The organism is Anaerocolumna xylanovorans DSM 12503 (genome assembly GCF_900143645.1).
Classification (GTDB): domain Bacteria; phylum Bacillota; class Clostridia; order Lachnospirales; family Lachnospiraceae; genus Anaerocolumna; species Anaerocolumna xylanovorans.
In genome coordinates, this window is sequence record NZ_FRFD01000009.1 from 261,861 (window position 1) to 284,730 (window position 22,870).

25 protein-coding genes are annotated in these 22,870 nt (G+C 38.5%); 8 read left to right on the forward strand and 17 right to left on the reverse strand.

Going from position 1 to position 22,870, the window contains the following annotated elements; translation table 11 throughout:
* Window positions 1-24 precede the first annotated feature (24 nt).
* Both BUF11_RS16125 and BUF11_RS16130 read right to left on the reverse strand, forming a co-directional pair.
* The gene (locus BUF11_RS16125) at window positions 25-1,299 is read right to left on the reverse strand and encodes a dihydroorotase (RefSeq protein WP_073589881.1); all 1,275 of its coding nucleotides are present in this window, start codon (window positions 1,297-1,299) and stop codon (window positions 25-27) included.
* Between the two features lie 60 nt (window positions 1,300-1,359).
* Window positions 1,360-1,755: an NUDIX domain-containing protein gene (locus tag BUF11_RS16130; RefSeq protein ID WP_073589882.1), complete on the reverse strand. Its 396-nt coding sequence runs from the start codon at window positions 1,753-1,755 to the stop codon at window positions 1,360-1,362.
* 216 nt (window positions 1,756-1,971) lie between these two features.
* On the opposite strand from BUF11_RS16130, the gene BUF11_RS16135 reads away from it, so the two are divergent.
* Entirely contained in the window at window positions 1,972-2,172 is a 201-nt protein-coding gene (locus BUF11_RS16135) for a hypothetical protein (protein WP_073589883.1), read from the forward strand.
* 118 nt (window positions 2,173-2,290) lie between these two features.
* Here the strand turns inward: BUF11_RS16135 and BUF11_RS16140 are convergent, their stop codons facing one another.
* From BUF11_RS16140 to BUF11_RS16160, 5 genes are read right to left on the reverse strand one after another with little or no spacing between them, the layout of a single operon-like run.
* Window positions 2,291-2,971 (reverse strand): DUF3298 and DUF4163 domain-containing protein, encoded by a 681-nt coding sequence (locus BUF11_RS16140; protein ID WP_084558704.1) that lies wholly within the window; start codon window positions 2,969-2,971, stop codon window positions 2,291-2,293.
* Between the two features lie 48 nt (window positions 2,972-3,019).
* Window positions 3,020-3,865: a sugar phosphate isomerase/epimerase family protein gene (locus BUF11_RS16145; RefSeq protein ID WP_073589953.1), complete on the reverse strand. Its 846-nt coding sequence runs from the start codon at window positions 3,863-3,865 to the stop codon at window positions 3,020-3,022.
* 53 nt (window positions 3,866-3,918) lie between these two features.
* Window positions 3,919-4,983 carry a Gfo/Idh/MocA family protein gene (locus tag BUF11_RS16150; protein WP_242952387.1) on the reverse strand — a complete coding sequence of 355 codons (1,065 nt, stop codon included), beginning with the start codon at window positions 4,981-4,983 and terminating at the stop codon, window positions 3,919-3,921.
* Window positions 4,943-6,118, reverse strand: a complete 1,176-nt coding sequence (locus BUF11_RS16155) for a Gfo/Idh/MocA family protein (protein WP_073589884.1) — start codon at window positions 6,116-6,118, stop codon at window positions 4,943-4,945. The genes BUF11_RS16150 and BUF11_RS16155 overlap by 41 nt, the downstream gene beginning before the upstream one ends.
* Window positions 6,119-6,149: 31 nt before the next feature.
* Complete coding sequence (locus tag BUF11_RS16160) at window positions 6,150-6,905, reverse strand: sugar phosphate isomerase/epimerase family protein (protein WP_073589885.1); 756 nt, start codon at window positions 6,903-6,905, stop codon at window positions 6,150-6,152.
* 157 nt (window positions 6,906-7,062) lie between these two features.
* On the opposite strand from BUF11_RS16160, the gene BUF11_RS16165 reads away from it, so the two are divergent.
* Together BUF11_RS16165 and BUF11_RS16170 are read left to right on the forward strand one after the other, a co-directional pair.
* The gene (locus tag BUF11_RS16165) at window positions 7,063-7,908 is read left to right on the forward strand and encodes an AraC family transcriptional regulator (protein WP_073589886.1); all 846 of its coding nucleotides are present in this window, start codon (window positions 7,063-7,065) and stop codon (window positions 7,906-7,908) included.
* Window positions 7,909-7,988: 80 nt separating this feature from the next.
* On the forward strand, window positions 7,989-9,785 hold the full coding sequence (locus BUF11_RS16170) for a glycosyltransferase (protein WP_175562083.1): 1,797 nt from the start codon (window positions 7,989-7,991) through the stop codon (window positions 9,783-9,785).
* A 44-nt stretch (window positions 9,786-9,829) separates the two neighbouring features.
* On the opposite strand, the gene BUF11_RS16175 is transcribed toward BUF11_RS16170, so the two are convergent.
* Window positions 9,830-10,174, reverse strand: coding sequence for a VOC family protein (locus tag BUF11_RS16175; protein WP_073589888.1), 345 nt, complete (start codon window positions 10,172-10,174; stop codon window positions 9,830-9,832).
* 572 nt (window positions 10,175-10,746) lie between these two features.
* Between BUF11_RS16175 and BUF11_RS16180 the strand changes: the two genes are divergently transcribed.
* The 3 genes from BUF11_RS16180 (at window position 10,747) to BUF11_RS16190 (ending at window position 13,452) form a co-directional block, all read left to right on the forward strand.
* Window positions 10,747-12,039 carry an esterase/lipase family protein gene (locus BUF11_RS16180; RefSeq protein ID WP_073589889.1) on the forward strand — a complete coding sequence of 431 codons (1,293 nt, stop codon included), beginning with the start codon at window positions 10,747-10,749 and terminating at the stop codon, window positions 12,037-12,039.
* Window positions 12,040-12,305: 266 nt separating this feature from the next.
* The gene (locus BUF11_RS16185; RefSeq protein ID WP_073589890.1) at window positions 12,306-13,178 is read left to right on the forward strand and encodes a hypothetical protein; all 873 of its coding nucleotides are present in this window, start codon (window positions 12,306-12,308) and stop codon (window positions 13,176-13,178) included.
* 10 nt (window positions 13,179-13,188) lie between these two features.
* A complete protein-coding gene (locus tag BUF11_RS16190) occupies window positions 13,189-13,452 on the forward strand; it encodes a helix-turn-helix domain-containing protein (protein WP_073589891.1) in 264 nt (87 codons plus the stop codon).
* A gap of 16 nt (window positions 13,453-13,468) precedes the next feature.
* On the opposite strand, the gene BUF11_RS16195 is transcribed toward BUF11_RS16190, so the two are convergent.
* Together BUF11_RS16195 and BUF11_RS16200 are read right to left on the reverse strand one after the other, a co-directional pair.
* On the reverse strand, window positions 13,469-14,143 hold the full coding sequence (locus tag BUF11_RS16195; RefSeq protein WP_073589892.1) for a flavodoxin family protein: 675 nt from the start codon (window positions 14,141-14,143) through the stop codon (window positions 13,469-13,471).
* On the reverse strand, window positions 14,140-14,733 hold the full coding sequence (locus tag BUF11_RS16200; RefSeq protein WP_073589893.1) for a TetR/AcrR family transcriptional regulator: 594 nt from the start codon (window positions 14,731-14,733) through the stop codon (window positions 14,140-14,142). The genes BUF11_RS16195 and BUF11_RS16200 overlap by 4 nt, the downstream gene beginning before the upstream one ends.
* Window positions 14,734-15,002: 269 nt before the next feature.
* Here BUF11_RS16200 and BUF11_RS16205 point away from each other — a divergent pair, with 269 nt between their 5' ends.
* Window positions 15,003-15,458 (forward strand): AraC family transcriptional regulator, encoded by a 456-nt coding sequence (locus tag BUF11_RS16205; protein ID WP_073589894.1) that lies wholly within the window; start codon window positions 15,003-15,005, stop codon window positions 15,456-15,458.
* 100 nt (window positions 15,459-15,558) lie between these two features.
* On the opposite strand, the gene BUF11_RS16210 is transcribed toward BUF11_RS16205, so the two are convergent.
* A complete protein-coding gene (locus BUF11_RS16210) occupies window positions 15,559-16,275 on the reverse strand; it encodes a hypothetical protein (RefSeq protein ID WP_073589895.1) in 717 nt (238 codons plus the stop codon).
* Window positions 16,276-16,494: 219 nt separating this feature from the next.
* Here BUF11_RS16210 and BUF11_RS16215 point away from each other — a divergent pair, with 219 nt between their 5' ends.
* Window positions 16,495-17,454: a D-2-hydroxyacid dehydrogenase gene (locus tag BUF11_RS16215; RefSeq protein ID WP_242952388.1), complete on the forward strand. Its 960-nt coding sequence runs from the start codon at window positions 16,495-16,497 to the stop codon at window positions 17,452-17,454.
* 86 nt (window positions 17,455-17,540) lie between these two features.
* On the opposite strand, the gene BUF11_RS16220 is transcribed toward BUF11_RS16215, so the two are convergent.
* The 6 genes from BUF11_RS16220 to BUF11_RS16245 all read right to left on the reverse strand — a co-directional run bounded on the left by BUF11_RS16220 (window position 17,541) and on the right by BUF11_RS16245 (window position 22,825).
* Entirely contained in the window at window positions 17,541-18,134 is a 594-nt protein-coding gene (locus BUF11_RS16220) for a YdeI/OmpD-associated family protein (protein ID WP_073589896.1), read from the reverse strand.
* Window positions 18,135-18,305: 171 nt separating this feature from the next.
* On the reverse strand, window positions 18,306-19,370 hold the full coding sequence (locus BUF11_RS16225) for a GNAT family N-acetyltransferase (RefSeq protein ID WP_073589897.1): 1,065 nt from the start codon (window positions 19,368-19,370) through the stop codon (window positions 18,306-18,308).
* A 391-nt stretch (window positions 19,371-19,761) separates the two neighbouring features.
* Window positions 19,762-20,109, reverse strand: a complete 348-nt coding sequence (locus BUF11_RS16230) for a hypothetical protein (protein ID WP_084558706.1) — start codon at window positions 20,107-20,109, stop codon at window positions 19,762-19,764.
* Window positions 20,110-20,167: 58 nt separating this feature from the next.
* Window positions 20,168-20,677 carry an AAA family ATPase gene (locus BUF11_RS16235; RefSeq protein WP_073589898.1) on the reverse strand — a complete coding sequence of 170 codons (510 nt, stop codon included), beginning with the start codon at window positions 20,675-20,677 and terminating at the stop codon, window positions 20,168-20,170.
* Between the two features lie 255 nt (window positions 20,678-20,932).
* A complete protein-coding gene (locus BUF11_RS16240; protein WP_073589899.1) occupies window positions 20,933-21,565 on the reverse strand; it encodes an undecaprenyl diphosphate synthase family protein in 633 nt (210 codons plus the stop codon).
* Between the two features lie 393 nt (window positions 21,566-21,958).
* Window positions 21,959-22,825, reverse strand: a complete 867-nt coding sequence (locus tag BUF11_RS16245; RefSeq protein WP_073589900.1) for a hypothetical protein — start codon at window positions 22,823-22,825, stop codon at window positions 21,959-21,961.
* Window positions 22,826-22,870: the final 45 nt, after the last annotated feature.

Here is a 22,870-nt window from a genome sequence, read left to right on the forward strand (position 1 = left end):
ACTGCCTCCGTTTTATAATTTTTGTCAGTCTTTATAAACCACCTGTCCGTCAACAAGGGTGTACTTTATTTTTCCTTTTACTCTTCTGCCATGAAAAGGGGTATTTCTGCCCATGGAAGCAAAAGTCTCTTTATCTATCTTATACCACTCACCGGTATCAACAATTACGATATCAGCTGCCTTCCCTTCCCTTAGGCTTCCTCTTTCTATCCCCAGTATATCTGCCGGGTTATAACTAAGCTTTTTCACAAGTTCCATAAAGGTAAGTATTCCCGGTTCCACCAGTTCGGTATAAGAAAGGGCAAAAGCTGTCTCCAGGCCTACTATGCCAAATGGTGAATGAAGAAATGATTTTTCTTTCTCCTCTTTGCTGTGAGGTGCATGGTCTGTTGCAATTGCATCCAATACACCGTTCTTAAGCCCCTCTTTTAATGCCTGTACATCCTCTTTGCTTCTTAGGGGAGGATTCATCTTATAATTGCTGTCGTCACAAGGGATATCATCATCCGTCAGGGTAAAATGATGGGGGCACACTTCTCCCGTTACGGGAAGTCCCTCTTTCTTAGCCCATTCAAGGAAAGCTACGCTGTCTTTTGTGGAACAGTGGCACAGATGAAGCCTTACTCCTGTTTCCTTGGCAAGCAGGATATCCCTGATTGCAATAATATCTTCAACGGCATTGGAAATACCGGGTAAATGAAGCTCTTTTGCTACATTTCCTTCATTAATGACTCCATCTCCTGCCAAATCCTTGTCTTCACAATGGGCAAATACCGGAATTCCTGCCTCTTTTGCCTTAAGCATCCCTTCTCTGTAAAGGGAAGTACTCATAACCGATTTTCCATCCTCACTGATAGCTGCCGCCCCTGATGCTGCCATTCCTGCAATATCTGCCAGTTCTTCACCGGCCTGTCCGTATGTTACGGCGCCTATGGGAAGAATATGAACCCGCGCTTCCTTTTTTTCCTTCTCCTTGAGCCACTCAATCATCTCTTTGCTGTCAATAGCCGGCCTGGTATTTGGCATGGGGCATATAGTGGTAAAACCACCCCGTGCCGCCGCCCGGGAGCCAGTCATAATGGTTTCCTTGTATTCGAAGCCAGGCTCTCTTAAGTGCACATGCAAATCAATAAATCCCGGCATAACGTAAAGTCCTTCCGCATCAATGACCACATCCGCAGTAATCTCAAGATTCTTACCAACTGCTGCTACGAGTCCATTTTTTACATACAGATCCCTTATTCCGTCCACCCCGGTAGAAGGGTCCAGTACATGGCCTTTCTTAATTAATACCGACACATTATCCTCCATTCTTTTACACGGCTTGTACATCATAAGCTTGTACTATAGTTAAAAGTTTTATAATTCAGCCTTTGCAATATCTTCCAACATCGCCTTATTGCTTGCATATTTCTCAATTTCTTCTTTCGTTACCCATTTAAAATCATTTAATTCTTCCGAAAGAACCACATCATCACTCATACACAGAAGATGGAAGCAGATTCCTATGTTGCAGACATCACCTATCATAAAAGACCATGTATATAATATCCGGTTAATATGGGCAGTAAGCCCTGCATTTTCATAAACAATACGAAGCACTCCCTTTTCCGGACTTTCTCCGAATTCCAGTTTTCCATCTATGAATTCCCATTGGTACGGATCCATGATCCTGTCATCATACCATCTCTCCACCAACAAATATTTATCTTCATATTGGACAATACCTTTCACAAGTATTCTGTATTTCTCCATAAAATAACCTCCCGCTTTTTTTCTTTCTTAATTCAGCTTCGACAGCTTTAGTTATTTTCTTCCATCCTGCCTGTTTTTATTATAACGTAAGCCTTGTTCAAATACAACCTTTCCTTTCATCCAAAAAAAGGATTGTATAATTAATTCTTTCCTGTAAAACCTATTCCTGTAACAATTATTAAAAGATAGTGTGAATGTGAAAGAAAGGATGATTTTATGGATAATTTCCTGGGATTTAATAATATGCTCCCCCCTGCTCTGGCAGTTTATCTTGCCAATGATGTAGCAGCAAGGGATGCTTTTCTGGAACTGGATGATGCAAAGAGGGACGAATTCCTGGCATATTCTAAGGAATTTCAATCAAAAGAAGAGCTGGAAAGATATCTTTATTACCACGATGAAGATAATTTCCGATAAATTTAAAGAACATAAGAAATCCCGTTGCTTTCCTTTACACCAGATTCAAGACAGTGTATTACGAAAAAAGCGACGGGATTTCTTACGCCATCCAAAATAGCTTTTGCAGCAGCCCATACTAGCAGCGCACAGGTACTGCCCCTCCCTCCTTAAAGGGTATAAGAAAGGCCTGTATTCCGTTAGAATAGGGAGCGATTTCATAAAGTTGGAAGAATATTATTATTCCTCCCGGTACTACATAGAAGTTCTTTTCATTAAAATTCTCTCTTACCAGATCCTTTACATCATCAAAATATAAGGTACTGTTATCTATCATGTTATTTGCTATCTGCTTGTTTATTTCATCAATGATATAAGATGTATAATCTTTCTTTCCCGGAAAAAATTCCGACAATTCTATTCTTCTTCCGCTTTTTAAATTCCAGGTATCTGCACTTCTGGTTGTCATTCCATGGGCTCCTCCTGTATATTCATACCGGTCAAAGAACAGGCTTAATACACAGTTGTCATTATACGTAATTGTATAATTTGTTAACACTTCGTAGGCCCTCACCGGAAAATCATTGGCAGTGGCGTATTCATAATCATCAATTGCCATTTGAAAAAGCTTTGTTACATGATACTTCTTGTAAAGGGTAGCCTCTGCCTTGTAATATACACTAAGCTTTCTTGCGAAGCTGCGAAACCGCTCTGAAGCAAATTGCGGATACTGAATCTCATAGGTCAAAAGCTTCTGTCCCTTGTACTCCATCTCTCCCTTTAACTGATATTCCCTTACATTAACACTATTAATACCCAAGCTTGCTTCACCATAGAAATCTTTGTGTTATTATATGCTTTACAGGGCTTATTGGTTCAATATATTCCTCAAAGCTTCATAGGCCATTGTAAACGCCCTCTCACTATCAGAAAGAGAAAAGTTCATTCCGTCTCTCTCAAGCTGCCGGAAACCTGCAAAATCCGCAAGATGAGGCTCAAGGCTTAAAAATCCCCGGTATCCTTCTTTATCAAGCTCTTTTAGTATTTCCTTCACCCTGCCGTCTCCCTCTCCTGCTACTCTGACTTCTCCGGTTTCCTTTAACGCATCTTTTATATGCACATAGGAAATATACGGTTTTAAGAGTTCATAGGCCTTTACCGTGTCCTCTTTGCACTGTACAAAATTTGCGAAGTCAAATACCGCTTTAAAGCTGTCACCAAAAAGGGCTTCCATAATATCTTTGCAGCGAAGGGCAGAATCACCGTAAATACCCTTTTCATTCTCGTGCAGCAGAATTACCCCATTGCTTTTCCCATAATCTTTAAGCCTTCCAAGGCGTTCAATCACTTCATTTTTATATTTTCCCGCCTCTTCTGTCTCCGGGATATAAAAGCTGAATATCCTGATATTAGGGGTATTAAGGATATGGGCTGTTTCCGCTACCCTCTTAAAGCTGTCAAAATGCTCCTTAAAGCTGTCATTTATAGATATCTTTCCTACGGGAGAACCAATGGCTGATACCTTTATCCCCTCACTGTCTAAGTATGCCCTTATCTCTTTTACTTCTCCCGCAGCAAAATCTGCCACGCTCCTGCCTCCTGCACTGCGAAATTCCAGATATTCCATTCCAAGCTCTTTTAAAAGTCTTATCTGGATTTTAAGCTCCTCACTGATTTCATCTGCAAAGCCTGTTATCTTAGAAAGTTTAAGCATGCCGTCCTCCTTCATTTATTCATCCTTTCCAGCATGATGCCTTTTCTTCACGCTTACAGGATAACTTCTTTCCCATTTCTAGCCGATTCATATATCGCCAGCATTAGTCCCACCGTGTCTTTTATCTGTTCGATACCCAAAGGAACCTTCTTTCCTTCCTTTAATGCCTGGTAATAGTCCGTAATGCAATCCTGATGCCCTGCTCCCCAATAGCTTTTGCCCATACTTTCCTTTTGTTTTGCTAAACTCACAGGAAACTTCCCGGTATCTATTTCCCTGCCTTCAAAATCAAAGCAGGCTGTTCTCATCTCTTCAATACGCAGATTCATATTCTCACAGTGCAGTTCAATAATGGGCGGCATATTGGTACAATAAGCTGTTGTCGCATAAAAGCAGCCCTTTACACCGTTTTCGTACTGAATATAGGCTTCCATCATATCTTCCACCTCTATAATACCTTTCAGATGATGGTTTGCCATTACGGCATCTGCTTTAACCGGCTTTCCAAGAAACAGGGTAAGTAAATCCAGAGAATGTACCGCCTGATTGATCAAGACTCCTCCTCCCTCTGTCTTAAGGCTGCCTCTCCAGCCGCTCTCTGTATAATATTCTTTATTCCTGCTCCAACTGACAAGAGCCCTTCCCCCTATGACCTTTCCCGGTATGCCGTGCTTCATAAGCTCTGCTGCTTGCAGGGTTCCGGGATTATAACGGTTCTGAAAGCATAGTCCTAACTGACCTTTTGATGTACCTGCTGCTTCTTTTAATCCGGCATATTCCTCATAGCTCATGGCCGGCGGCTTCTCCATGAATACATGCATTCCCTTTGTTAATGCGGCTTCTGCCATCGGAACATGAAGATAGTGGGGCGTGCAGATATGAAGCACTTGAAGGTCCTCTTCCCGTAACATTTCCTCCAAGGAAGTATACACCTTCGCCCCATACCGTCTTGCAATCTCTTCTGCCCTCTCTTTTCTGATGTCACAGACAGAAGTAAGCTTTATCCCTTTTTGCCTGTCCAGACAGGCCGCATGAACCTGTGCAATACTGCCGCACCCTACGATTGCTGCTCTTATTTCAGTTTCCATTTTTGCTACCGTAGCTGCCTTTTGTATCAAAAGTGATTTCCTTCACATTCTCTTTACGGGCAGATGCCTCTCTTCTCTTATTAAGTTCTTCCAAAAATAACTCTTCGTCTATGGGAAGTGTTACCGGCTTATTTAACCAGGAGGATAAATGCATGGCATTGGAAAGCATCAGCCCCTGTATTCCTTCTCTTCCGTCAGCTATTAAGGGAGTTCCTGAAAGAATCCTTGCTGCAAAAGCTTTTAACACTCCTATATGCTGGCTGTTCTCTCCTGTAATGTCTAATTCCCTATAAGCCCCTTCCGGCCTTTTAAAGCCTTCCGTAGCTGTAAAGCAGTATTCTCTTTCATTTACTGCAAGTTCATACAAGGTAAGCTTACCCTCTTCGCTCACTAACTTTCCCTTTTCCAAAGTGATTTCAAAACGGTTGGTTCCCGGTGCATCACCTGTTGAGGTAATGAATACGCCTGTAGCACCGTTTTCCAGTGTAAAATAAGCCGTCACATCATCCTCCACCTCAATGTTATGCCATTTGCCGTTATGGCAAAATGCCTGTACCTCTTTTGGCATACCGCATATCCACTGCAATAAATCCAGGTTATGAGGGCATTGGTTTAAAAGTACGCCTCCTCCCTCACCGTCCCAGGTCGCTCTCCAGTCCCCTGAATCATAGTAAGCCTGGGTACGGTACCAGTCCGTAATGATCCAGTTGACCCGTTTTATTTCCCCGAGACTTTTACCCTCTACCAACTCCTGCATCTTTTTATAGACCGGATTGGTCCTTTGGTTAAACATCATGGCAAATACCAGATTGTGCTTTTCTGCCTCCTCATTCATTTCTCTGACCTGTTTTGTGTATACTCCTGCCGGCTTCTCACATAAGGCATGAAGCCCATGATGAAATGCACTGATTACAAGACCCGGATGCTGATAATGAGGTGTAGCCACCAGTACTGCATCACAAAGGCCGGAAGCAATCAACTCTTCTCCTTCTAAGAAGATAACAACCTCTTCTCCCAGATTAGCACGTACCCATTCCCTTCTGCTTTCCTTTCTGTCTGCCACCGCAGTCAGTATAAGTCCTGGTATTTCACCTTTTTTAATATTCTCTGCATGGGTGCTTCCCATATTTCCGATTCCGATAATCCCGATTCTAACCTCTTTCATTTATATTTTCTTTCAACCTTAATCCTTTCTGTTAATATCCCAATTTCTTCAGATTGTCATAGCTTTGTTTCAAGCAGCCAAAGGGACTGGTCTGGCAGGTGTCCTGTTCCACCAGCAGATAGTCACAGTTGGTTTCCTCTAACGCCTCCAGTATTCCTGAAAAATTAAGGTTTCCTTCTCCGACAGGTGCCATCACCCCATTGCCGCCAACTACCGCCATATCCTTAAGATGCACACAGGGCAATCTGTCTTTTAGTTTCTTAATCCAGCAGATAACATCTGCTCCTGCTGCCTGTACCCAGTAGGTATCCAAAGTTATTCCCATCTCCCGGGGTGTAAAAACTTCCAAAAGCCTCTCCAGTATGGTTACCCCATTTTCCTTCTCAAATTCAAAATTGTGATTATGATACATAAAAAGCTTCCCGCTTGCAGCAATTTTCTTTACCGGCTCCTTAAAATCCTCATAAAAATAAGGCAGCCAGTCCGCTCCCCTGTATTTCTCAGGCATGGCTCCAAGTCCAATATAAGGACAGCCTAAGATGTCATGTTCCTTAATCAAATTCTCCGTATCATACAAAATACGGTTGACATCACTGTGAGTCAATACCGTCTTTACGCCATGGCTGTCGCAGATTTCCCGAAGCTTTTCCGGGGCTATCCCCTTTCCGGCTCCAGATATCTGTACATAACGGTACCCAATATCTGCAATCTTTTTAATAGTCCTCTCAAAATCTTCTTCTGTTTGGATATAATTTCTTACCGTATATAGCTGCGCTCCCACTTCCATAAGTTTATGCCTCTTTTCCTTATTTTCTTTTGTTTTCTTCTAGTTTGATTCTACCGTATCTTCCCGGTATATACCATTGCATATGAGGACAATTATATTGTAAATATAGCGGTTTTGTTTTATAGTTAAGAAAACGAAGGCTTGAAAGGAGCTTCCTATGGCAGCACTGGCAGAAATCACAACGGAACACATTATGTTTGGCTACAGCTACAGCAATGAAACAAGCAAGGACTATCAGCTCCATTGTCATAACTTCTTTGAAGTCTACTACTTTTTGGAAGGCGATGTGGATTATTTGGTAGAAGGTAAACACTACAAGCCGGTTCCTCACAGTATGCTGCTCCTGGCTCCTAATGTCTTTCACGGAGTACGGATTAACAGTGATACGACCTACCGCCGGATTGCCTTGCATTTCTTCCCGGAACTGTTATCCATGGAGCGGAGAACAATGCTGTTGTCGGTATTTCCAGGCGTCACCAGGGAGGATAAGAAAGAGATTTATTACGAGGGAACAGCAAAGGAGAAATTCTACCCCTTTCTGGAGGCATTGATTGAATGTGCAAAGCTCCCGGCTGATCTTCGTGATACTTTCGTTCCTGTCTATCTGGAAGCACTCTTATCACGTATTAAGGCATGCCAAAGCAAAACCGGTATCCCTGATAAAACGGAAGGAAACTCTGAAACCATCAATCAGGTGATCAACTACTTAAATGAGCATTTTACCAGTCAGATAACCCTTGATTTCATTGCCGAAAGGTTCTGCCTTAGCAAACATCATCTAAACAAAGTCTTCCGAAGGGCAACCGGAACCACACTTTGGGATTATCTGACCTATAAACGTGTCATTTACGCCAAACAGCTGCTTATGGGAGGTCACAGTGCAGAAGAAGCTTCCCGTCTCTGCGGCTTTTCGGATTATTCTGCCTTTTACAGAGCCTACCGTAAAATCACGGGAAACAGTCCGGTTAAAGACCGCGGATCACTGCCTTCTCTCATACAATAGTAAAATAGCAGTGTCAAGTTAGGTATTCTTTGAATACCTTAATGGTGAACACATCCGCTTTAAAAGGGATAGAACCAGCCATGGAAAATAAGAAAACCGTAAGTCTGTGTATGATTGTAAAAGATGAGGATTGGATACTGGATAGATGCCTTAACAGTGTTACAGATATTGTAGATGAGATTATAATCGGCGATACGGGCTCATCTGATAATTCAAAAGAAATTGCTGCAAGATATAACGCACAGGTATTTGATATTCCCTGGGAAGATGATTTCTCCAAGGCAAGGAACTTAACATTGGAAAAAGCCTCCTGCGATTGGATACTGCTTCTCGATGCGGATGAAATCTTTAACAGAGAGGATTCAGAAGTCTTCTTAAATCTTCTTGGCGATGAAAAATATGATGGTTACCATTTTACTCTTCTTAACTATTTTAATGAGGAGAATACAAAGGAATATTCCGTTCATTATGCCTTCCGGCTGCTAAGAAATACAGGGGAATATTACTTTGAGGGCAGAATTCACGAACAGATTAATAAAAAAGGAGGCCGCTTTGATGCCTCCCTCTTCACCCTTGCCGATGTCACTCTTTTTCATTACGGCTATACGGAGAAAGCCGTTGAAAAGAAACAAAAACATACACGGAACATGCCGCTCTTAAAAAAGCAGCTGGCAGATAACCCTTCCGACCCCTATTTTCTCTTTAATATTGCAAATGAATACATGGCACAGGGCGAAATTAACAAAGCCCTGGACTACTACTTGAAATCCTATGAAAAGAAAGCCCTTACACAGGCGTATTTTCCGCATATCTTCTACCGTATCATCCTTTGCTGCATGACCATGAAAAATTCCGTAAAGGCTCTGGCTTTCGCGGCAGAGGGACTGGCTTATTATCCCGAGTGTACCGATTTCGAGTACTTAAGGGGCTGTATCTATCAAAGCAGCCACCGCCATCTGCTGGCGATTTCCTCCTTTAAGCGCTGCCTGTCTATGGGTGAAGCACCGACCAGATTCCGCTTCACCGGAGGCTGCGGTACCTATAAGGCCTATCTTTCCCTTGGGGATATATATACGGAAGAGGAAGTGTATTTAAGCGCCGTCGATTGTTATGCCAAATCTCTACAATACAAGGAATCCCCAGGTTGTACAATATCTCTTGGAAAGGCTCTTTCCCATCTATACACAGATGACTTTTTGCTCTTTGACCAGTTAATGAGTTATCTGCCCTATGCCGATTACGGTGAAAAGCTTCTTCATGCCGTTCATATACTGACAGAAACAAGGCTTTATAAATCAGCACAAACTATTTTAGAACAGAGTAACCTGTTTTCAGAATGGAAAGGGGATTACCTGTTTCTGACCGGAAAGCTCTCCTTTTATCTTCATGAGTATGAAAAAGCAGTTTCTGCCTTTTTGGCATTCTTTGAAGAAAAACTCTCCTTGTCTGCTCTTGCATGTTACAAGGATGAGGTACCTTCCTACTTTTTCTTAAGCCTGCTATTTCATGATACCCTACACCTTGATAAATTGTATGGCTTTTTTAGCAGTCTGACTGACAAAAGAAAAAATACCTGCTTCCTGATTGCAAGCTATCTCCTGCCTGAAAGTTTCCCGGAAGGGTACGCCTCTTCTTTTGATTACAGTTTCTTTTACACAGTATTTGAAATACTGCTAAAATCAGAAGGAATGTCTGCTTCTGGCAAACTTTTGCCCGGCATTCCAAAGCTTTTTATTCTGGATGCCTATACAAAACTTGGCGAAATATATGCCGCGCAGGGCTATTATGAGGAGGCGGCAGCTTCTATCCTGCAATCCGTTAAAGAATATAATTATATTGATAAGGATAGTGCCTGGCGTTTAGGTTCCTGCCTGTAGCAGTTTTTACAGTATAGGGCGGGACTTATCCTGAATGCCATGAGTTATATAAAACTGCGAAAATATATAATATTTCTGTCCGGGTCATAAAAGCTCATATTTCTGGCACCCCAGGGACGCGTTTCTGGTTTTTCAATTATATCCGTCCCCAATTTCAATAACTTTTGATATTCTTCATCCACATCATCAACAGTAAAAGCAAGGCACATGTTCCGGTTATTGTTTTCTTTAACACTTCCATCATTATAAATTGTCAGCATGGTTTCATCTGCGATAAGTGTCTGATGCACAATATCACTACTACCGTTGTCAATATTTAATAATGCCTTATAAAAATCCGCCAGCCTGACTACATCATTTGTCAGTAATCCTACTTCACCTATTTTCATAGATCAACCACCTTACCCTTTTTATAATTTCACATGTAATATAGCTTATGCCTCCGTATTTTATTTCGTAAATACATTGATCTTTTCAATACTGATACAATTCATATGATCATCGGTAAGTTCTCTTGTTTCATCATTATGATTATTATAATTAGGTTCAGCGTGCCTCACAAAATAAACAACTGTCATTTTTAAAGCCTCCTATAATATCTAACTTATCCTTTGATTTTATATACATTATAAAGAATGTTACTCCTCTTTTGCAATTCAAATAACAATTAAAATCATATTTTCTGCAGCAGCACTAATTGAGATAAAATGGCAGCTACAGCCACACTTCTATTTACTTATTATTTGTCAACTGACAAGTATAGCAGGAATTAAAAGTAAAATAATGTATATGTAAAATATTGGATGTTTGCAGGCTCCCAATCAAATTTTAGTGCTTAATATAACCATTTTAGAAGTTTGACTGCAATATAGCCATATGCTATAACGAAGTCACCAACCCCACTAATAAACGGTGGACAAGGTAAAATTTATTTTAAGATATAAAAGAAAGGGGTATAAGTATGAAGGTATCTTATTTAAAAAGAATTATGGCATCTGTTCTTATCATCTGTACAGTCTTTTATCTGATTTCGGTTCCTGTTGTAAAAGCTGCAGATAATAATGATGCCGCTGTTTATGGGAACAATTATCCCATCATCATGGTACATGGTTGTTTTGGCTGGGGCGGCAATGAACCGGACGGAGTCTATTACTGGGGAGGTGCAGAAAGTCTGACTCAAAAGCTTACCGCAAAAGGATATACAGTATATTCTCCTTCTATCGGTCCCGTTTCCAGTAACTGGGACAGGGCATGCGAACTGTATGCGTACATAGTGGGTGGAGTAGTTGATTATGGCGAGGCACATTCCAAAGAGTATGGGCATGCGAGATATGGAAAGACTTATCCCGGTGTTTACAAGCAGATTGGAACTCTGGACGCTTCCGGTGATATTCAAAAAGTCCATCTGATCGGCCACAGTATGGGCGGACAAACCATCCGTCTGTTAGCCCAGCTTTTAGAAAATGGTGATGCAAACGAAGTATCGTCTACCACAGACGGAAGTATCAGTCCCCTTTTTACCGGCGGAAAATCATGGATATCCAGCATTGCCACTATTGCCACTCCTCATGACGGAAGTCAGGAAGCACACCGTCAATGTGGTATTGAGCCCCTGGTGCATCAATTCATTGCATCAATTGCCGCAATTAAAGGCAGCAACAGCGTTCATTTAGATAACATGAATTATGATTTCAAATTAGACCAATGGGGTTTAAGCAGAGAACCCGGTGAATCCTATTCAGACTACTACAACAAAGTAATCAACAGTAATATCTGGAAAGAAACCAAGGATTTAAGTATCTGGGATTTAACACCGGAAGGCTCCAGGGATTTTAATTCCTATGTAAAAGCACAAAATGATATCTATTATTTTTCAATTGCGTGTGCAGATACCCACGAAGATCAGCTGACACATTTTTATGTGCCAAACAGGAATATGAATCCACTCCTTTTAAAGAGTTCGATTTTTATGGGCATGTATACCAATAATAAAAACGGCGAGGTTCCAATAGACGAAAGCTGGTGGCAAAATGACGGTGTTGTAAGCGTAATATCAGCCATGAGCCCCAAGGTCGGTTCAACAGATCAAACCGTAAATTATACCGGTACCGCTGTAAAAGGCGAATGGAATTACCTTGGTGAATTTGATAATACCGACCATATTGAGGTTTGCGCAATGAAATACGACCGAAGCGGAATTGAGCAAATGTATTATAACCTGGCAGATTTGCTTTCAAAACTTACCATAGATTAAACCATGACAAAAGAAGCCCTACAGCTTTCCTGTAATACACTGCCCCATTGCGGTGTCCAAGGGAAAGCTGTAGGGCTTTTATTATATTTATGTCTGCAATTTTACCCATTATATCATTCTTTTTTACACATGCCAGTGTATTCCAATGGGCGTAAATTTAACAATGTATGATATTGCAATTCCATATGCAAAGTGGTATTATAAATAGTAAGTAGTAAGTAGTAACTAAAAACAAATTATTAAATAGCAGGCAATGGAGGATTTTTATGGATTTGACATTAGCAGAACGTTTTGCACTTATTAGCTTTAATAGTAAGGAAAGTGAACACAGGGAAGTAGCAAAGCAAAATGTTTTAAAGATATTAGCTGTTGCTGTGTATCTTGAAGAAAATTATAACGGCACTGCTGATAAATGGAATTTTAATGAAAAGGATATAAAGGTTGCTATCAAGAAAGCAAATAAGAAAGCACTGGAACGCACCTATGCAGAGCGCTTACAAAATTATCAGTTAATTTCAAGGGTAAGTAGTTTACTGGGCTGTGATTTATATTTCGATAAAAATATCAAGCTGAAAACCTATGTCAGCAATCCGAAAGAATTCGACTGCCAGCTGGATCTGTTAAAGGCTGAATTTCTGGAAGAAGGCCCCATTTCAGACGAAAGCATTATTATGGTATGGCTGCTTTTAGAATCTTTGTGCTTCTTTCAGGTCTTTTCCCTCTATGAGCAGGATAAGATAACCAAGCGGATTACAACACTTCGCAATGAAAGCACACTGGCAAAAGCCCTGTATCCCATTGAACTGCGTTCTCTCTGGGGCACTGTATCAGCCGATTTCCTTCGCATGAAGAGCCATGCAGCTGCTACTGAAACAGGAAAAGGCCTGAACTTCATATTTCCATTCTTTGAAAGGAAACAATCTATATTTATTGATACCGAAGGATATTTTCCCAATGCAGAGATGCGGTTGAAAAATGTTTTGGATCGAATATCTGCCCAGGGACATATTTATGAGGTGCTTCGCAGCGGTGATGTCCCCATCGTAAAAATCGATAACGTTAAATATGAGCTACTCCCGGAAGCTATCGGAGGATATGTACCAATTCACGGAGTAAGATTACGCCTTTATAATCTGTAAGGAGCAGGCTATGTCAAGACAACGGACAATTGAAAAAATAATGGATTCGGAATATGTAACAATTGGTGAGCTGGTACGGCTGGCAAATACCAGATACAGTACCCTTAAGTTTTATACCGAGGAAGGAATGCTGCCCTTTGAACAGGCAGATACGAATCTGACCCGAAGATACAAAAGGGTAGAGGCATTATGCCGCATCGAGGAAATCAGAGCAATGCGCCAGAGCGGTAAAACCATACCGGAAATTAAAGAAATCTTAAATTCCCACAAATAGCCGCATTATCCTAAAGTTAAATCCAGCCCTTTTCCTTCCAGTAATTCATATCGACCGGATTGTAATCCATGCCTTTATGCATCTGCTTCATTAGAAAAAACATAAACCTGGCTTTAATTCCTGGTTTCACATGACCTGATTTATGCCGGATTGCTTTTGCGATATTGGCTGCCTTTCTTTCTGCCTGCACTTTTCTTTTTGCATTCACTTGCTCCCAGTTCATTGCAGAAACTGTTACCGGCAGCTGATATGTCTTCCCTACTGCCCACCAGGACATCTGGGATGCAATAAATTTCGTGGTCTTTCTGGCTCCTGCTCCTGCCGTAGTTGAAATAGCAACTCCTATTTTCTGCTTCATGGAGGGGTATGGCCTGTGGGATATCCAACGATATCCCATATGGTCCAAAAAAGTCTTCAGCTGACCGGACACACTTAATACATAAGTCGGTGAATCAATTACTATTATATCCGCTTCTTCCAGTGCTTTTATAATATCTTCTGTCTGCCTGCGATGGGGACAGGTATCCTCTCCCTTCATGATGCATTGGAAGCACCCTACACAATCTCCAATACCATTCACATAGAACTCCGAAACATCTTCCTTCACACAATTCAACTTCTCCAATAACATCCGGGTTATATGATAGGTACTCCCCTTATGTAACTGTCCATGAACTACTGCAATTTTCATAAGCCATACACCTCCGCGAATTGAGTAACCAATAATTCTATCTTTTTTAATGCTTCTTCCATTGTTATATTTTTATAATCATATTCCTGCAATAAAATAAGAATCGGGGTATAAAAATGGTATGCCATCATAGCAGTATCCCTTCCCTCCAAAGCTTTCGCCTTTAGAATGATTTCAAATATCGCCGCCTGATACTGCATAGGTGCCACAATAAAATACTTTGCATACAAATTACCAATATCTTCCCTGTTAAAAGCACTTATCAAAAATAGCTTTCTGCATTTTGACACAAATGGCTCTTCTGCATATACCTGAAATGTTTGCTGAATCATATAAACCAAGGTTTCCCGTGATATATCCAAGTATTCTCTGCCATCAGGTAATGCCGGCTCAAAAATACTTTCCGTCTTTTCTTCGAATCTCTGCACGATTGTATAAAAAATATCTTCTTTACCGGAATAGTGTTTATATATGGATGCTGCTTTGATGCCAACTGCATCAGCAATGTCTGACATGGATACCCCATCATATCCTTTGACAGAAAATAAGGCCAATGCCTTTTCTAAAATCGTTTCCTTCGTATCACGCATGTTTTATTTCCTCTTAAAATTAAGGCTAATGATTGTTAGCTTTATTATAGCTAACAACCATTAGCCTGTCAATATTAATTATAGAAATCTCCTTATTTACATTTAGGAGGTCAATCCATAACCTAACAGAAAAGTATCTATTTAACGCCACCGCATTAAAGTTGCAAGAGAAATTGGAAAATTTTAAAAAATAACTTGCTAAAAATTTTATATCATTATAGGATGATTTCAGACATCGATGTACTAAAAAAGAAAAAGGAAAATAGATATTGGATATAAAAATAGAAAACATTCCATATTGCAGAATTGCATATATAAGGCAAATTGGTCCTTATGGACAGAATAATGTACAAATAATGGAGGAACTAAAAACATGGGCACAGTCTAAAGGCCTACTTGATGAAAAATCCGTCATACTGGGAATTGCTCATGATAACCCTGAACTGGTTGAACCCAAAAATTGCCGTTATGATACTTGCCTGGTTATTTCAAATGATTATTGCATTGATGACGATTCTATTAATGAGGGCTGTATTCACAGTGGAAAATATGCAGTCGTTAAAATAAGCCATACCGCTGAAGCTGTTCAGAAAGCATGGTTTGCAATTTTCCCGGAGTTATTCAATCAAAACTATCAGTTGGATAAATCAAGGCCCACCTTAGAAAGATATAAGGCTGAACTGGTTAAAGAGCATTACTGTGAAATTTGTGTACCAATTCACTAAATACGTAGCTTATGACGACCTATTAAATTATAACAAAATAATGCAGGCCCATCTTTACCGGTCCTGCGTTATTTTATACAACCATATTATAATATAAGTATTACACCATAAACCTAAATGGGTTTACTGCATTTTCTTTTCCGTACAATTTGCACGCCATCCTGTACATGGCTTTTGCATGTATTCTATCATGCCAAATAAATCTTCTTAATAATTTTCTTAAGGACCATTCTTCATTATAACTTCCAGATTTTACTTCGTTGCTTAAATAATTGACATAAGTCTCTAATTTTTCAAACCCTTCTTTCCGGCATGCGAATATGTCCGGTTCATTATCAACTTCAATGCCAATCTCTCCGAAATAATATGAGTTAACATTTTTGGTATGTAAATACATTTCCTCTGCCGTTCTTGGTATCAATCCATAAAAAGTTTTTCTTACCGGCAAGATGGAGTTTGCCTTATCCGGTATTGAATCATATAAAGACTGAAAATCTGCTGCTGATTTTAAAGCGAACTTCTTTAATGTTAAATATTCTTCCTGTGTCAACGGTTCTTTCTCGCTGGTAAATATTATATCACTATCTGCATCTTCAACGTTTAATTCTGATTTTTTTCGGTCAACCACAATAATATTGATATCTATTTCAGCCAGGCTGTCATCTCTCCATGAAAGATATTGGAAAATTTCATTTTTTAACTTGCCCAAAGCTTCTTCTTCATATCTTCCGCGTACATATGCGCCAGGAAAATTATCTGCATAGATCAAATATCCGTTATTATTATATTCTTCAGCAACCTTTACCTCTACTAACATAAACTTCTCCTTTTGTACTTTATAATATAATCCCTAATTGACTTTCGTATTTTCGAAATATTATTCCCATGCCATTCTCCCCTCAATGCTAATAATTATAAAATCCCAGAATGAATTGACTTTTTAATAGGTTATATTTATGATAAGCATATAAAATATTCGTGTAACTTTAAATTAGATAATCTAAATGCAACAGGGTAAAAGAAAGGACAGAAAATCATGATGAAACGAATTTTAGTAACGCTGCCGATAACAGAATATCACAAAAAACGCCTGGAGAGGAATGTTACAAATTGCAGTTTTCAGTATGTTCCTTTATCAGAAGTAACCATTGATATGGTACAAAATTCAGAAATAATTGTCGGTAATGTGCCTGTTTCTTATATAAGTGCATCCAATAACCTGGAATTACTTCAATTAAATTCTGCCGGAGCAGATGCTTACATCCTGCCGGGAGTTCTTTCTTCCGGCACTATACTGACCAATGCCACCGGAGCATACGGAAAAACTGTAGCGGAGCATATGTTTGGAATAATGATGTGTCTGCAGAAAAAATTACATCTTTATAGAGATGATAGAGTAACCGGGGAATGGAATGATTATGGTACGGTTACCTCTATTTCCAATGCTATAGTAACGGTCATCGGGCTAGGTGATATTGGGCTATATTTCGCCGGAATGGCAAAGGCTTTAGGTGCTTATGTCATTGGTATCAAGCGCCGTAAAAGCGATTGCCCGAAACAAGTGGATGAACTGCACCTAATGGAAGATTTCTATGAAATCATACCGAAAGCAGATATCATTGTTTCCTTTCTTCCTAACACACCATCTACCTATCATCTTTATAATGCAGAATTTTTCTCCAAAATGAAAAATACAGGTATATTTTTAAATGGAGGACGAGGAAGTGCCGTAGATCAAGATGCTCTTTTAGCAGCAGTACAAAATCAAGATATTTCTGCTGCCGGCCTAGATGTAACTGACCCGGAACCGCTCCCATCCGAACATCCTTTATGGAAAGAGAAAAATATAATGATAACTCCCCATGTATCCGGCTCTTATCATTTACCTGAGACCTTGGATAAGATTGTAGAAATTGCAGCTGCAAATATAGAGAACCACCTTGCCGGTACACCACTTAAGAATTTAATTGACTTTGAAACCGGTTATTGTAAATAGAATAGTCTAATGCTGTCTTTCTTAAAAGAAAAAGCTATTGCAAAACCACCAATTTGGTAAACCTGGCAATAGCTTTTTCACTGGAGCTAATCATTTAATCCCTTTCCCTCTAAAATTTGCTGCCTATATTTTTCAACCCTTGACTCTCGGGTTTTAGATTGCTTGGGTTGAGAGAAATAAAGAATGTACGCTCTTTGCCTTCCCGGCGTCAATGCTTCAAAAGCAGCCTTTAAGGCAGGGTTTTCATCTAATTTATTTTGAAATTCTTCCGGAATTATAAATTCTGTATTCTTCTTAAACTCCACTTCCAAACCGGCTTTTTCAATTTCAACAGCTTCATAAATATAGGCTTTTAAGACCTCTTCCATATCAATTATTTCCTCAACATTGGTGAACCGAACCTGGCGTCCCGCCTGCACATTCTCCGTTTGCCGGACCAGAATGCCACGGGGATCCTTTAGCAAAGCACCTTTGATAAACAAAAGCGCACAATACTCTTTAAATCCATGTATTAAAACTATATTGTTTTTCTGAAACGAGTAACAAGGTTTACCCCACTTCAACTCTTCGGTCAGCTGACAGTCAAGAATGATCATCCTTAATTTCTCAAATTCCTCCTGCCACTTTTGGGCTTTACTTAAAAATTCATCAACCTTAGGATTCATTTCGTTATTTGTCATCAAGGAACACCTCTCTTCAATTTTTGGCCTCATTCTGCTCTTTCCTATAAGGTCATTTTAGTTTAATCCACTGGCCTTGTCAAACACCGGATGGGAATATTCCTTACTCAAAAGAGCTCTTCTTAAGCAGGTTAACAATATTCTACAAGTATTACTAACGAAGATTTAAGTTCAACAAGGAATATTTTTGTTTAGAAAATCTAACCAAACCTGGCTTCTAAAATTAGAACCCAAACCATAGTTTTGAAGATAAATAATATAATCTTTAATACTTGAATAATCCAGGGTGATTTTTCTCTGCTCCATAGAGGTCATAATACTAATGGTTTTTTCAATATCATTAGATTTTATATAACAATACATAGAACTCGATATCAAACAATCCTGGGTTTTAGAAGCATTTTCTAAATATTCACCCCATTCAAACCATTCAGATTCAGATAAATCTTTTATATTCTCAATTGGCGGATATGTTGAAAAAGCATAATAATTATTATTGTATTTAAATCCTAATTTTTCGGCTAATGCGATTGACCCCTTATTAGTATCTACACAAAGCCAATTTATTTTTTCGTAACCTTTCGTAAAACAATCCTTAACAACTGCAGAAACAACTGTTTTTCCAAACCCATTTTTTCTATATCTTTCATCTGTATGTATTCCAATTGTGATTTTCTTGTCAAAACTGCAATCACTCAATGACCAACTTACAATAACCTTGCCATTATGTATAAAATATCCTGCTCCATACTTTTGAAATTTTGCATCATCTCCCCAGTCCGCAGTCCATTCAAGTAGTTTCTCAGAGTTTTCATAGTTTCTTTGCCTTAATAAATCAATGTCAACTTTCTCAAGTATAAAACCATCTTTTAAAGTTTCCTTGCATTCCTTAAAATCATCAACAGATAATATATAATGCCTTCTTTTATATTTTCTGATAAAGGGATTTTTATGAATAGTAGGTATTAGATCTATCCACTCACTTGAATCGGGCGTTAACGGGTCCCAAAAATCTAATACCATAGATACTTCAGAATTAAAATTGGCATCATTAGAATTACCCGCGATTAAGTTACATTCACAGGTCCTTATCAATGCAGCTGTTGGATTATCAATACTGTTTACATATATTTCACCAGGCATAGCACCTTTTATAACAGAAAGTACAGATAATTCATTTTGGGATTTGACTAATTGTATTACTTTATTAAAATCATTGTTATTTAATTTAAACACAAATTCCTCCATAAATTCTAATCAGTGGTAGTGTATATTCCAATAACGGCTACTCATCGCATTGCAAGCGGACTTCCAAAACAACAATATTCTATACTTTAACACATCTGCCAATATGTGTAAATTCCACAAATAGTTATATCTATTTTTTCCTTTATATTATTATGTCCATTCTAACATTTCATCTTATCTAAGCCGACAAATTCCAATAAGCTTTGGCAGATTGTAAATACGCTTTCAGAGATAAAAATTCCCCAGAAGCCTTGAATTCTCAAAGCCTCCAGGGAAATTAGTTAAGCGCAGGACAGGATTTGGTCAAAAACAATGTGCTCTCTTTTCTTTTTACCCATTTAATCTCTCCAAATCAAATACTTGAAACACAACTTGATAATCAGACCCCAAAATGTATCATGTACTTGTCATTATCAATAGCCAGCTGTATCATATCAGCTAAAAGTACAAGACTTTCATCGTCATTTATTCTTTTGTCTGAAATTACTATATCTTGAAAGGCTGGCAGAGATTCTGGTGGGATGATGGTTATTCCCCAGCGAGCAAGTGCAGTTGACGGTCGATTCAGATTGTGAAAGTATGTCTTTATGTAAGCCAATTTATCCCACCAATCATTAATATAGATGTCATCATTTATAGTAATACATTTATATTTATCCGGTTCATATTCTGAATAGTCCTTTTCTTTGTCAATACAGTCAATGATTCCAAACTCTGCATAAGGCATTTTTGATTAGTTCCCTTCACAATAATTTGTTTAATTATATATTTCCAATGAATTATTCTCATAATCTCCGCAAAAATTCATTTACTTGCCTGCGATTTTTCAAAACTATTTTGTTTACAGCACTTTCATTATTAAGCATATCATAAAACCGTTTTCTATTCGTCTTATCATGGTTCCAAATAGTCTTTATAAACTCAATTTTTTCTTTATCGAATTTTTCAGGGCAATAACCTCCCATATCAAAGCGGCTTTTTCCATAATTTTTGACCACTCTCATTATCGCACCATAAACACACATAGTGCGTGAGAAATCCATGTAAATCACAGTATCACAATACTTTAGTCTAAGAGGTATTGAACGATTCATATTTCCGTCTATAATCCATTTTGGTTTTGAGAGCTCTTTCATTAACAACTCATCAAATTCATCTTTTAAAGCATTTTTCCAATTATCTCTCCAATATAGAACATCAAGATGAATTAATGGAAGTTCCAATTTTTTGGCTAATTTTTGTGCCAATGTCGTTTTTCCGCAACCATTGCCACCTATAATCAAAATACGTTCCATAAAAACCTCCGCAACTTCCTGTTTGTCGATTTCAAATACTATATTATCATATCAAGGAAAATAAATAAATATAATATAATAGTTGTGAAACTGCCCTAGTGAGTTTACTACAGATATTCTGAATTAAAAGAGCTGAAAATTATTTTCTGAAAAATCGTAAAAAAGCGCTCCTTTTTAAATTCGTCTGTCATTTTTATTAATGTACCAGATTAACAAATTTTTAAAGGAGGAAATTTTCTATATTAATGATGATAATTAACCTCCTAATGTAACATCACAATCTTGATACCATCTTAAAGCATCCAAAAAATGTGATTTGTTGAAACTTGGCCAATAATCATCAACTATAAAAAAATCTGCATAGACTGATTGAGCAGGTAGAAAACCACTTAATCGTCTACGTCCTCCCCATCTTATTATTAGGTCTACTCTTGGTATATCATAAGACTCTAACTTTTTATTCACTATGAGGTTTTTTAAATCCCACTCCCAATCATAATTTACGAGAAAATTAAGGTTAATTAAACCTCGACCAAAATTAATTCTTTTATTTGCATATTTTAACAACTCCTTGGGAAATGCTGTTGATTCAGTATTTCCAATCACTAGTAGATTAGCATCTTTTCCGCTTAATAATTCAACTGCATCAATGCAGGCTTTTGTAAAAGCATCTCTCTGCTCCTTATCCCTTTTGTTATTATCTTTTGTAAAGCCATAAAAGGTAGCTTCTTTTATACCAAATTCAAGCATCATCTCATATAGCTCGAATCCTGGCGCAATACCGTGAATATATCCATCTTTTTTTTGATATCCATTCTCTGCAGCCCATCGCCTATTACCATCGGGTATAATACCAATATGTGCAGGAATTCTTTTGAATGCTTCCATCTATTTCCATCCTATAAAAATAGTTTACATTACCTTATAACTTACATATTAACCAATTTTTAAAAAATTATAAGTTTCAATTGATAACGGCTTAATAATCTGAAAAATTATCATATAATGTATACATATGATTATCCCCTAACATAATGCACACATGATTTTTAGATACAAAAAACAGGAAAGCTTGATTTTACTAGCTTTCCTGCCATTTTCCATTAAGCGCGAGACGGGATTCGAACAAATCCCCGCACACAAAAACACTGATAAATAGGAGGTTTGCGGCTTCTGTTATTTATCTGCACACATTCTTGCACACATTGGATGTGTGTTTTTTTATGTAAAAATTGATTTGCTAATGTGAAAAACTGCGAAGTAATTCGACGGCGGAAATGCTTATACTTTGCGATATTTTTCAGATAGCAATGCATATAATGTTATCCATTTATTGGGTTCACCTATTTTCCCAACCTCAAAATACGGAAAGGATTTATCAAGAATATATTTACCATCATAATCTTTTTTGCTATCTAACAATTCTAACGCTTTATTACAATTAGGATGATTCGCCCCGCCAAGAACCGAAAGACCGTATATAGTCATTTGTAAACCCAATTTCACATGGTCAAATGGATAATATGTCCCCACCATTTCTTCAATGATTGCCTTTCCTTGGTTATCAGGGTGGAATGCAACGTAATGGCTGATATAAAAGTTTATCAGCGATTTAAACTGTGGCAGAATAACGCCAATCTTTTTCAACTCCGCCGCAAGCAAAAGGTAGGTTGTAGTTTGTCTGTAGCACCCCATGTCGGGAAGCTTAGAGTCGTTTGTTTTCTTAGTTTTGTCCAGGCACCGGCATGTACCATCTTCCCGTATGGTGGAAAAGGCTATAGATATTTCTTCTTTCACCCATGTATGCTCGTAATAACCAAGGGACACCAAATTCCTTAATAGCAATATTTTGGCACATTTCATACTGCGATCCATATTCCTAATGACACGTTCCATATAATCATCAATAGGAACATCAAAGCGTGTTACGCCAAATTCCGCAAGCGCACATAAAGCAGTGACATCTTCCCATTTTTTATTAAGCTTAAACTTATCCATGATTAACCTGACAGTGTCTGACTTCAATAAATCGTCATAAGTCTTTTTTACTTCAGAATCATCTTTTGGAATATCTAAAAACTCTATCATTGTGCGGTATTTTACCTCTGGGGTTTCCCTTTCAAGAAGCCAATAAATTACATTGTTCATTGATGTACCACTTCTTTCTTTTCGTTATTTCGTAGAATATTTCCG

What these genes read in the sequence shown, in the direction of transcription:
- BUF11_RS16130 (WP_073589882.1), bottom strand. Translation starts at nt 1,755, where the DNA reads ATGGAGAAATACAGAATACTTGTGAAAGGTATTGTCCAATATGAAGAT.
- BUF11_RS16135 (WP_073589883.1), top strand. Translation starts at nt 1,972, where the DNA reads ATGGATAATTTCCTGGGATTTAATAATATGCTCCCCCCTGCTCTGGCA.
- BUF11_RS16145 (WP_073589953.1), bottom strand. Translation starts at nt 3,865, where the DNA reads ATGCTTAAACTTTCTAAGATAACAGGCTTTGCAGATGAAATCAGTGAG.
- BUF11_RS16155 (WP_073589884.1), bottom strand. Translation starts at nt 6,118, where the DNA reads ATGAAAGAGGTTAGAATCGGGATTATCGGAATCGGAAATATGGGAAGC.
- BUF11_RS16160 (WP_073589885.1), bottom strand. Translation starts at nt 6,905, where the DNA reads ATGGAAGTGGGAGCGCAGCTATATACGGTAAGAAATTATATCCAAACA.
- BUF11_RS16165 (WP_073589886.1), top strand. Translation starts at nt 7,063, where the DNA reads ATGGCAGCACTGGCAGAAATCACAACGGAACACATTATGTTTGGCTAC.
- BUF11_RS16170 (WP_175562083.1), top strand. Translation starts at nt 7,989, where the DNA reads ATGGAAAATAAGAAAACCGTAAGTCTGTGTATGATTGTAAAAGATGAG.
- BUF11_RS16175 (WP_073589888.1), bottom strand. Translation starts at nt 10,174, where the DNA reads ATGAAAATAGGTGAAGTAGGATTACTGACAAATGATGTAGTCAGGCTG.
- BUF11_RS16180 (WP_073589889.1), top strand. Translation starts at nt 10,747, where the DNA reads ATGAAGGTATCTTATTTAAAAAGAATTATGGCATCTGTTCTTATCATC.
- BUF11_RS16185 (WP_073589890.1), top strand. Translation starts at nt 12,306, where the DNA reads ATGGATTTGACATTAGCAGAACGTTTTGCACTTATTAGCTTTAATAGT.
- BUF11_RS16190 (WP_073589891.1), top strand. Translation starts at nt 13,189, where the DNA reads ATGTCAAGACAACGGACAATTGAAAAAATAATGGATTCGGAATATGTA.
- BUF11_RS16195 (WP_073589892.1), bottom strand. Translation starts at nt 14,143, where the DNA reads ATGAAAATTGCAGTAGTTCATGGACAGTTACATAAGGGGAGTACCTAT.
- BUF11_RS16200 (WP_073589893.1), bottom strand. Translation starts at nt 14,733, where the DNA reads ATGCGTGATACGAAGGAAACGATTTTAGAAAAGGCATTGGCCTTATTT.
- BUF11_RS16210 (WP_073589895.1), bottom strand. Translation starts at nt 16,275, where the DNA reads ATGTTAGTAGAGGTAAAGGTTGCTGAAGAATATAATAATAACGGATAT.
- BUF11_RS16215 (WP_242952388.1), top strand. Translation starts at nt 16,495, where the DNA reads ATGATGAAACGAATTTTAGTAACGCTGCCGATAACAGAATATCACAAA.
- BUF11_RS16220 (WP_073589896.1), bottom strand. Translation starts at nt 18,134, where the DNA reads ATGACAAATAACGAAATGAATCCTAAGGTTGATGAATTTTTAAGTAAA.
- BUF11_RS16230 (WP_084558706.1), bottom strand. Translation starts at nt 20,109, where the DNA reads ATGCCTTATGCAGAGTTTGGAATCATTGACTGTATTGACAAAGAAAAG.
- BUF11_RS16235 (WP_073589898.1), bottom strand. Translation starts at nt 20,677, where the DNA reads ATGGAACGTATTTTGATTATAGGTGGCAATGGTTGCGGAAAAACGACA.
- BUF11_RS16240 (WP_073589899.1), bottom strand. Translation starts at nt 21,565, where the DNA reads ATGGAAGCATTCAAAAGAATTCCTGCACATATTGGTATTATACCCGAT.
- BUF11_RS16245 (WP_073589900.1), bottom strand. Translation starts at nt 22,825, where the DNA reads ATGAACAATGTAATTTATTGGCTTCTTGAAAGGGAAACCCCAGAGGTA.